Origin of the sequence: Micromonospora sp. NPDC050495 (assembly GCF_040655175.1) — a bacterium.
Classification (GTDB): Bacteria; Actinomycetota; Actinomycetes; order Mycobacteriales; family Micromonosporaceae; genus Micromonospora.
This window is the reverse complement of record NZ_JBFAJK010000098.1, coordinates 1-8,343: the sequence shown is the minus strand read 5'-3', so window position 1 is coordinate 8,343 and position 8,343 is coordinate 1. Positions and strand designations below refer to the sequence as shown.

Sequence of the window (8,343 nt, the reverse complement as noted above, 5' to 3'; positions counted from 1 at the left end):
GCAACCCACCCCAATACCAAAACGTCGGCCTTCAACACCACAACCAGTTATTGAAGGCCGACGTCACGCAGAACCCAAATTAACCAACAGCATCCGCACCCGCCGCGGGCCCTTCGCACGTCCGCCGAGGCCGCCCGCGCCCGCCCCGGGTACGCCGTCGCGGCGCCGGCCACGTCGCACGCGCGGGCCCCGCCGCGCCACCTTCCCGGGTGACGGCGACTACGCTCGACGTGACGGGGACCGGGACGGCGAGCGGAGCGGGCAGGTCGATGAGCGTCAGACGGATCATGGGCACCGAGATCGAGTACGGCATCTCCGTTCCCGGCCAGGCCGGGGCCAACCCGATGGTCACCTCCTCACAGGTGGTCAACGCCTACGGGGCGCGCCCCGAACTCAACCGGGGCGGCCGGGCCCGCTGGGACTACGAGGAGGAGTCGCCGCTGCGCGACGCCCGCGGCTTCACCTACTCCGGTGCCGCGTACGACCCGGCCGAGGCGCTCGCCGACGAGGACCTGGGGCTCGCCAACGTGATACTCACCAACGGCGCCCGGCTCTACGTCGACCACGCGCACCCGGAGTACTCCACGCCCGAGGTGACCAACCCGCTGGACGTGGTGCGCTGGGACAAGGCCGGCGAGCGGGTGATGGCCGAGGCGGCGCGGCGGGCCGCCACCATTCCCGGCACCCACCCGATCCACCTCTACAAGAACAACACCGACAACAAGGGCGCCAGCTACGGCGCCCACGAGAACTACCTCATGCGCCGGCAGACCCCGTTCGCCGACATCGTGGCGTACCTGACGCCGTTCTTCGTCACCCGGCAGATCGTCTGCGGTGCGGGCCGGGTCGGCATCGGCCAGGACGGCGGCCAGAGCGGCTTCCAGATCTCCCAGCGTGCCGACTTCTTCGAGGTCGAGGTGGGGCTGGAGACCACCCTCAAGCGGCCCATCATCAACACCCGGGACGAGCCGCACGCCGACGCCGACAAGTACCGCCGGCTGCACGTGATCATCGGGGACGCCAACCTCTCCGAGATCTCCACGTACCTCAAGGTGGGCACCACGGCGCTGATCCTCACCATGATCGAGGAGAAGGCGCTCGGCGCCGACCTCGGCATCGCCGACCCGGTCAGCGAGCTGCGCGCGGTCAGCCACGACCCGGGGCTCACGCACCTCATGCGGCTGCGCGACGGCCGCCGGCTCACCGCGCTGGACGTGCAGTGGGCCTACCTGGAACGGGTCCGGTCCTTCGTGGACGACCGCTACGGCGACGACGTGGACGCGCAGACCGCCGACGTGCTGGACCGCTGGGAGAGCGTGCTGGACCGGCTCGGCCGGGACGCCTTCGAGTGCGCCGACGAGCTGGACTGGGTGGCCAAGCTGCGGCTGCTGGAGGGCTATCGGGAGCGGGAGAAGCTCGGCTGGGGCGCGCACAAGCTCCAGCTGGTCGACCTGCAGTACTCCGACGTGCGCCCGGAGAAGGGCCTCTACCACCGGCTGGTCTCCCGCGGCTCGATGAAGACGCTGCTCACCGACGAGCAGACCCGCGCCGCGATGACCGAGCCGCCGGAGGACACCCGGGCCTACTTCCGGGGCCGCTGCCTGGCCCAGTACGCCTCCGAGGTGGTCGCCGCGAGCTGGGACTCGGTCATCTTCGACGTGGGCCGGGAGTCGCTGGTGCGGGTGCCGATGATGGAGCCCGAGCGGGGCACCCGCAAACACGTCGGGGAGCTGTTCGACCGCTGCGCGAGCGCCAAGGACCTGCTGGAGATGCTGACCGGCGGCTGAGCCGGATGCCGGAAAGCCCGTCGAGTGCCGGAACCCGGCGCGCGACGGGCTTTTCGTCGTCTCCGCGAGGTAAGTTGATCGCAGGGCGATCGTGGAGGAGGCACCACCATGGCGACGCAAGAGGGCGGGCAGACCCAGTCCGGCAAGTCGCACGAGGAGGTCGAGGAGGTTACCGCGCAGGCCAACCCCGAGGTTGCCGAGCGGCACGCCGAGATCACCGAGGACGTCGACGACCTGCTCGACGAGATCGACTCCGTCCTGGAGGAAAACGCGGAAGAGTTCGTGAGGGGGTACGTACAAAAGGGAGGTCAGTGAACATATCGGGGCGAAATGGACATGTCGCTCCCGGTGGATGATCAGGACGGGAAACGCCGCTGCCGCGATTGCGAGGAATGGAAGCCGCTCGACGAGTTCTGTGCGAGCAGCAAGCGTCCGAGCGGCCGCGGCAGCTACTGCGAACCGTGCTTCAACGCGCGCTCAAAGGCCAGCTGCGCCAAGCGGGTGAAGGAGCGATACGACCGCGAGGTGAAGCCAACCCGGGACGTCCCGGAAGGTCATCGCCTCTGCGCCGATCCCCGGACCCGCAACACCTGGACCACGATCATCGCACCGGATGGGTGCGCGGGATACTCTGCTTCAACTGCAATGGTGGTCTTGGCCAGTTCCGGGACAGTCCGGCGAGGCTGGCCAGGGCGATCACGTACCTGAGAGGAACCACGTGGCAGCGGGTTTTGATCCATCCGGGCGTCTTCCAGATGTGTTCACCAACGCGGGGACGTCCTCCTTCACAGCGTTCCTGAGCAAGGTGGCCCCCGAGATGCTGCCCGGCCGTCGGCCGCTGCCGCCCGGCATGGCCGCCGACCTGGCGCCGCACGCGACGACCATCGTGGCCATCTCGGCCGCCGGTGGCGTGGTGATGGCCGGCGACCGGCGCGCCACGATGGGCAACCTGATCGCCCAGCGGGACATCGAGAAGGTGCACCCGGCCGACGCGTACTCGCTGGTCGGCATCGCGGGCACCGCGGGCATCGGCATCGAGCTGATGCGACTGTTCCAGGTGGAGCTGGAGCACTACGAGAAGATCGAGGGCGCGATGCTCTCGCTCGACGGCAAGGCCAACCGGCTGGCCTCGATGATCCGGGGCAACCTGGGCGCGGCGATGCAGGGCCTCGCGGTGATCCCGCTCTTCGCCGGGTTCGACCTGGCCGCCGGCGACCCGGTGCGGGCCGGCCGGATCTTCAGCTTCGACGTGACCGGCGGCCCCTACGAGGAGACCGGCTACGACGCGATCGGTTCGGGCTCGCTCTTCGCCAAGTCGGCGCTCAAGAAGCGGTTCCGGGCCGGGCTCTCGGTCGACGACGCGGTGCGGCTGGCCGTGGAGGCGCTCTACGACGCGGCCGACGACGACACCGCCACCGGCGGTCCGGACCTGATCCGCCGGATCTACCCGGTGGTGATGACCGCGACGGCGGACGGCACCCACCGGCTCACCGACGCCGAGACGGCGGCGATCGCCGAGAGCGTCGTGGCCGGCCGGATGGAGAACCCCGGCGGCTGAGCCGTCCGCGCCCACCTGACCCGTCAGCAGTCCCCAGCACAGCGCCCGAAGGAGAACCGCCGCCGTGGCCATGCAGTTCTACGCCTCGCCCGAGCAGATCATGCGCGACCGCTCCGAGCTGGCCCGCAAGGGCATCGCCCGGGGCCGCAGCGCGGTGGTCCTGAGCTACGACGGTGGGGTGCTCTTCGTCGCGGAGAACCTCTCCAGCACCCTGCACAAGGTCAGCGAGATCTACGACCGGATCGGTTTCGCCGCGGTGGGCCGGTACAACGAGTTCGAGAACCTGCGCCGGGCCGGGGTGCGGATGGCCGACCTGAACGGCCTGAGCTACGACCGGCGGGACGTGACCGGCCTGGCGCTGGCCAACGCGTACGCGCAGACGCTGGGGGCGATCTTCACCGAGCAGTCGAAGCCGTTCGAGGTGGAGATCTGCGTGGCGGAGGTGGGCGCGACCCCGGACGACGACGCGCTCTACCGGGTGACCTACGACGGTTCGGTGAACGACGAGCCGGGCCGGATGGCGATGGGCGGCCAGGCCGAGGCGATCACCGGGGTGCTGAAGAACGAGCACCGGCCGGAGATGTCGCTCTCCGAGGCGGTCCGGGCCGCGATGAAGGCGCTGAGCAGCGTCGGTGGTGAGGGCGGATCGGCGCGTACCATCGCCGCCAACCAGTTGGAGGTGGCGGTGCTGGACCGCCGCCGGGTGGGCCGGACGTTCCGGCGGATCACCGGGGCGGCGTTGACCGCCCTGCTGGAGGGGGACCCGGCCGCGGACGCCGCGCCGGCGGCGGGGCGGGCGAAGACCCCGACGGTGCCCACCGAGGAGGCGAAGAAGCCGACCACGTCGGCGGACCTGGAGGGCCCGCAGGACGAGGCCGGCGAGTAGTCCCGGACGGGGGACCGCGCCGGACCCGGGACGAAGGCGCGAGCGGCCCGGGCTGAGGCCGCACGCAGGCCAGGCACGAGACCGCGCCGACCCGGGCTGGGCCGCGGCAGGCCAGGCACGAGACCGCGCCGACCCGGGCTGAGACGGCGGCGGGCCAGGCACGAGACCGCCGCCGGGCCTGGGAGGAATCCTCGGGACCGGCGCGGTTCCGGAGCGGGTGGGACGGCGACGTCCGTGGGCGCGTCCACCTGGGACCGGGACGCGAGGCGTCCCCGCGTGCCCGCCCGCCGGCCGCCCGCGAGGAGGTCACGTCGCGCCGCCCGCCGCGCGTACGCCGGGTCGGAAAGCGGCACCCGCGGTGACCCGGATCGGCCCGGACGGCGACCGCCCCCGACGGTGGGATGCGCGCGCGGTGGGAATGGTTGGGCCGATACCGGCCGGACCGGCGTAGTGAGCGCTGCCCATCTGCGGCCTCGGGCGGCTAATGTCACATCATGGAGCGGCGAATCTTCGGCCTCGAGACCGAGTACGGCGTCACCTGCACCTACCGCGGGCAGCGTCGGCTTTCCCCCGACGAGGTCGCGCGGTACCTGTTCCGGCGGGTGGTGTCGTGGGGCCGGTCGAGCAATGTGTTCCTGCGCAACGGAGCCCGCCTCTACCTGGACGTGGGCTCGCACCCGGAGTACGCGACGCCGGAGTGCGACGCGGTGACGGATCTGGTGGCCCACGACCGGGCGGGCGAGCGGATCCTGGAAGGGCTGCTCGTCGACGCGGAGAAGCGGCTGCACGACGAGGGCATCGCGGGCGAGATCTACCTGTTCAAGAACAACACCGACTCGGCCGGCAACTCGTACGGCTGCCACGAGAACTATCTGGTCTCCCGGCACGGCGAGTTCGGCCGCCTCGCCGACGTGCTGATCCCGTTCCTGGTCACCCGGCAGTTGATCTGTGGCGCCGGCAAGGTGCTGCAGACGCCGCGCGGCGCGGTCTACTGCCTCTCCCAGCGGGCCGAGCACATCTGGGAGGGCGTCTCGTCGGCGACCACCCGGAGCCGGCCGATCATCAACACCCGGGACGAGCCGCACGCCGACGCGGAGCGGTACCGCCGGCTGCACGTGATCGTCGGTGACTCGAACATGAACGAGGTCACCACGCTGCTGAAGGTCGGCACCGCCGACATCGTGCTGCGGATGATCGAGGCCGGGGTGGTGATGCGGGACCTGACGCTGGAGAACCCGATCCGGGCGATCCGCGAGGTGTCGCACGACATCACCGGGCGGCGCAAGGTGCGGTTGGCCTCTGGCAAGGAGGTCAGCGCCCTGGAGATCCAGGAGGAGTACCTGGCCAAGGCCACGGAGTTCGTGGAGCGCCGGGGCGGGGACCAGACCGCCAAGCGGGTGGTCGACCTGTGGGCGCGGGTGCTGCGCTCGGTGGAGACCGGCGACCTGGACCCGGTGGCCCGGGAGATCGACTGGGTCACCAAGCTGAAGCTGATCGAGCGGTACCAGCGCAAGCACGACCTGCCGCTGTCGCACCCGCGGGTGGCGCAGATGGACCTGGCGTACCACGACGTGCGGCGCGGGCGGGGCCTGTACGGGCTGCTGGAGCGGCGCGGCGAGGTGGACCGGGTGGCCACCGACCCGGAGATCTTCGAGGCGAAGGAGACCCCGCCGCAGACCACCCGGGCGCGGCTGCGCGGCGAGTTCATCCGGCACGCCCAGGAGAAGCGGCGGGACTTCACCGTGGACTGGGTGCACCTGAAGCTGAACGACCAGGCGCAGCGCACCGTGCTGTGCAAGGACCCGTTCCGGGCGTACGACGAGCGGGTGGAGCGGCTGATCGCCAGCATGTGAGGCGCGGCGGCCGGTGCCCCGGTGCCGGCCGCCTCGCCACCGGTACGCTGGCACGGCGATGAACACTTCCGAACCCTCCGGCCGCGACGGCGGCGCGCGCCCGGACCGCGACCGCGGCGCCGAGAAGCTCAACTGGATCGATCGGCGCCGGGAGAAGATCCGCGCCGAGGTCGAGCGGAACCGCCGTGGCGAGTACACGGTGCCGACCTGGGTGCTGGCCGCGGCGCTGGTGGTGATCGTGGGCGCCTGGCTGGCGCTGATCTTCTTCGCCGGCTGAGCCAGCCGGCGGCCGCCGCGCCGCCCGTGGTTGACCGCGGGTTGACCAGGGTCGTTCTGTCGGGGGTCGGGGTTAGCCTCGCCGGCAACGGGAACGGATTGCCTGCCGCCCCGTCCGTCGCTGGGAGGGGTGCCGGGTGTCCAGGCGGAGCGCGCCCGCGGTGCCGTCGCTGTCGCGCCGGGCGGTGAACCGGGCCACCCTCGCCCGGCAGTTCCTGCTCGATCGAACACAACTGCCGGCCCTGGACGTGGTGCGCCGGCTGGTCGGGTTGCAGGGCCAGGTGCCGACCGCGCCGTACCTGGGGTTGTGGTCCAGGGTGAGCGGGTTTCGTCGCGACGACCTGACCGGGCTGCTGCTGCGGCGGCAGGTGGTGCGGGCGACCACCGTGCGCGGCACCCTGCACGTGACCGCCGCGGACGATTACCGGTGGCTGCGTCCGCTGCTGCAACCGTTGATGGCGCGGCTGCAACGGCAGTTCATGGGCCGGGCCACCGCCGGCGTGGATCCGGCCGAGCTGGTGGCGTACGCCGCCGCGCTGCTGGCCGAGGAGCCGCTGAGCCGCACCCGGCTGCGGGAGTTGCTGGCCCGGCGCTGGCCGGACCGGGACCGCAGCGCCCTGCTGCACTCCGTGCAGTACCTGCTGCCGCTGGTGCACCTGCCGCCGGCCGGCACCTGGGGCGGCCGGGTGGACGGCCCGTGCGCCCTGGCCGACGAGTGGCTCACCGCCGCGCCGGCCCCGGCCGACCCGGTCGTCCTGGTCCGTCGCTACCTGGCCGCGTTCGGGCCGGCGTCGGTACGGGACGTGCAGGCGTGGTCGGGGCTGACCCGGTTGGTCGAGGTGATCGAGCGGATCCGGGGCGAGCTACGGGTCTTCCGGGACGAGCAGGGGCGCGAACTGTTCGACCTGCCCGACGCGGCGCGGCCCGGCCCGGACAACCCGGTGCCACCCCGGCTGCTGCCGGAGTACGACAACCTCCTGCTGGGCAACGCCGACCGGTCCCGGGTGCTCGGCGACGCGGAACGCCGACGGGTGATCACTCCGGCGGTGGCCGCGACGGTGCTGGTGGACGGGTTCGTGGCCGGCACCTGGACGATCGTGCGAGGGGATGGCACGGCCACCCTCGCGGTGCGGCTATTCGGCCGGCTCGGGCCGGCGGACCGGGACGCGCTGGAGGCGGAGGCGCGAGGGCTGCTCGCCTTCGCCTGTCCCGAGTTGCTCGACCTGGCGGTGCGGATCGGCCCGGCCGGGTCTTGACCCGTACCGGCCCGCATGATCGTCTGTCGGCGACAGTGGGGAGCGTGGACCGGATGGCACACATCGACCTCGGCTTCGACGAGCGGGAGCACCCGGGCATCCGGGGCCTGACCCGGTTCCGGCCGGAGACCGCCGGGCCGCTCAACGCGCTGGCGGAGGCGCTGCTGCGCGCCCCGCACCCGACCCTGTCGCCGGGGGAGCGCGAGTTGATCGCGGCGTACGTGTCGGGTCTGAACGAGTGTGGTTTCTGCGCGGCGTCGCACGGGGCGACCGCGGCGGCCCAGTTGCCGGCGGGGGAGTCCCTGGTCGAGCAGGTTCGCGTCGACCCGGAGAGCGCCCCGGTGAGCGGGCGGCTGCGGGCGCTGCTGCGGATCGCGGCGGCCGTGCAGCGGGGCGGGCGGGAGGTCACCGCCGAGCTGGTCGACGCGGCCCGGGCCGCGGGCGCGACCGACCTGGAGGTGCACGACACGGTGCTGATCGCGGCCGCGTTCTGCATGTACAACCGGTACGTCGACGGGCTGGGCGCGTTCACCCCGGACGATCCCGAGGCGTACCGCCGTTCGGTCGGCCTCCTGGTCCGGCACGGCTACCTGGCCGGCTGAGCCTGAATCCACCGATGGTTGGTGGTGTGGTCTTTGGACGCGTGAGTATTGGTTGATGTTGATTGGTTGGGGTGTTGGGCAGGTCGGGTTCGCCGGTCTGCCCGGCTTGCTCCATGGTCCTGGTT

General features: G+C 71.9%; 9 protein-coding genes. All 9 read left to right on the top strand.

Going from position 1 to position 8,343, the window contains the following annotated elements; translation table 11 throughout:
* The first annotated feature begins 269 nt into the window (after positions 1-269).
* Positions 270-1,787 (top strand): depupylase/deamidase Dop, encoded by a 1,518-nt coding sequence (gene dop, locus AB0I11_RS33930; protein ID WP_357329975.1) that lies wholly within the window; start codon positions 270-272, stop codon positions 1,785-1,787.
* 108 nt (positions 1,788-1,895) lie between these two features.
* Entirely contained in the window at positions 1,896-2,102 is a 207-nt protein-coding gene (locus AB0I11_RS33925; RefSeq protein WP_073836803.1) for a ubiquitin-like protein Pup, read from the top strand.
* A gap of 77 nt (positions 2,103-2,179) precedes the next feature.
* Entirely contained in the window at positions 2,180-2,587 is a 408-nt protein-coding gene (locus AB0I11_RS33920) for an endonuclease VII domain-containing protein (RefSeq protein WP_357329973.1), read from the top strand.
* A complete protein-coding gene (gene prcB / locus AB0I11_RS33915) occupies positions 2,506-3,345 on the top strand; it encodes a proteasome subunit beta (protein WP_357329971.1) in 840 nt (279 codons plus the stop codon). Before AB0I11_RS33920 ends, prcB begins: the two co-directional genes overlap by 82 nt.
* A 64-nt stretch (positions 3,346-3,409) precedes the next feature.
* Entirely contained in the window at positions 3,410-4,231 is an 822-nt protein-coding gene (prcA, locus tag AB0I11_RS33910; protein WP_357329969.1) for a proteasome subunit alpha, read from the top strand.
* Between the two features lie 494 nt (positions 4,232-4,725).
* Entirely contained in the window at positions 4,726-6,084 is a 1,359-nt protein-coding gene (pafA, locus tag AB0I11_RS33905; protein ID WP_357329967.1) for a Pup--protein ligase, read from the top strand.
* Between the two features lie 58 nt (positions 6,085-6,142).
* Positions 6,143-6,361: a hypothetical protein gene (locus tag AB0I11_RS33900; RefSeq protein ID WP_357329965.1), complete on the top strand. Its 219-nt coding sequence runs from the start codon at positions 6,143-6,145 to the stop codon at positions 6,359-6,361.
* 136 nt (positions 6,362-6,497) lie between these two features.
* Positions 6,498-7,616 (top strand): winged helix DNA-binding domain-containing protein, encoded by a 1,119-nt coding sequence (locus AB0I11_RS33895; RefSeq protein ID WP_357329963.1) that lies wholly within the window; start codon positions 6,498-6,500, stop codon positions 7,614-7,616.
* A gap of 53 nt (positions 7,617-7,669) precedes the next feature.
* Entirely contained in the window at positions 7,670-8,218 is a 549-nt protein-coding gene (locus AB0I11_RS33890) for a peroxidase-related enzyme (protein WP_357329961.1), read from the top strand.
* The last annotated feature ends 125 nt before the right edge of the window (positions 8,219-8,343 follow it).

Coding starts and splice junctions, on each gene's coding strand:
- dop (WP_357329975.1), top strand. CDS start 270: ATGAGCGTCAGACGGATCATGGGCACCGAGATCGAGTACGGCATCTCC.
- AB0I11_RS33925 (WP_073836803.1), top strand. CDS start 1,896: ATGGCGACGCAAGAGGGCGGGCAGACCCAGTCCGGCAAGTCGCACGAG.
- AB0I11_RS33920 (WP_357329973.1), top strand. CDS start 2,180: ATGGAAGCCGCTCGACGAGTTCTGTGCGAGCAGCAAGCGTCCGAGCGG.
- pafA (WP_357329967.1), top strand. CDS start 4,726: ATGGAGCGGCGAATCTTCGGCCTCGAGACCGAGTACGGCGTCACCTGC.
- AB0I11_RS33900 (WP_357329965.1), top strand. CDS start 6,143: ATGAACACTTCCGAACCCTCCGGCCGCGACGGCGGCGCGCGCCCGGAC.
- AB0I11_RS33890 (WP_357329961.1), top strand. CDS start 7,670: ATGGCACACATCGACCTCGGCTTCGACGAGCGGGAGCACCCGGGCATC.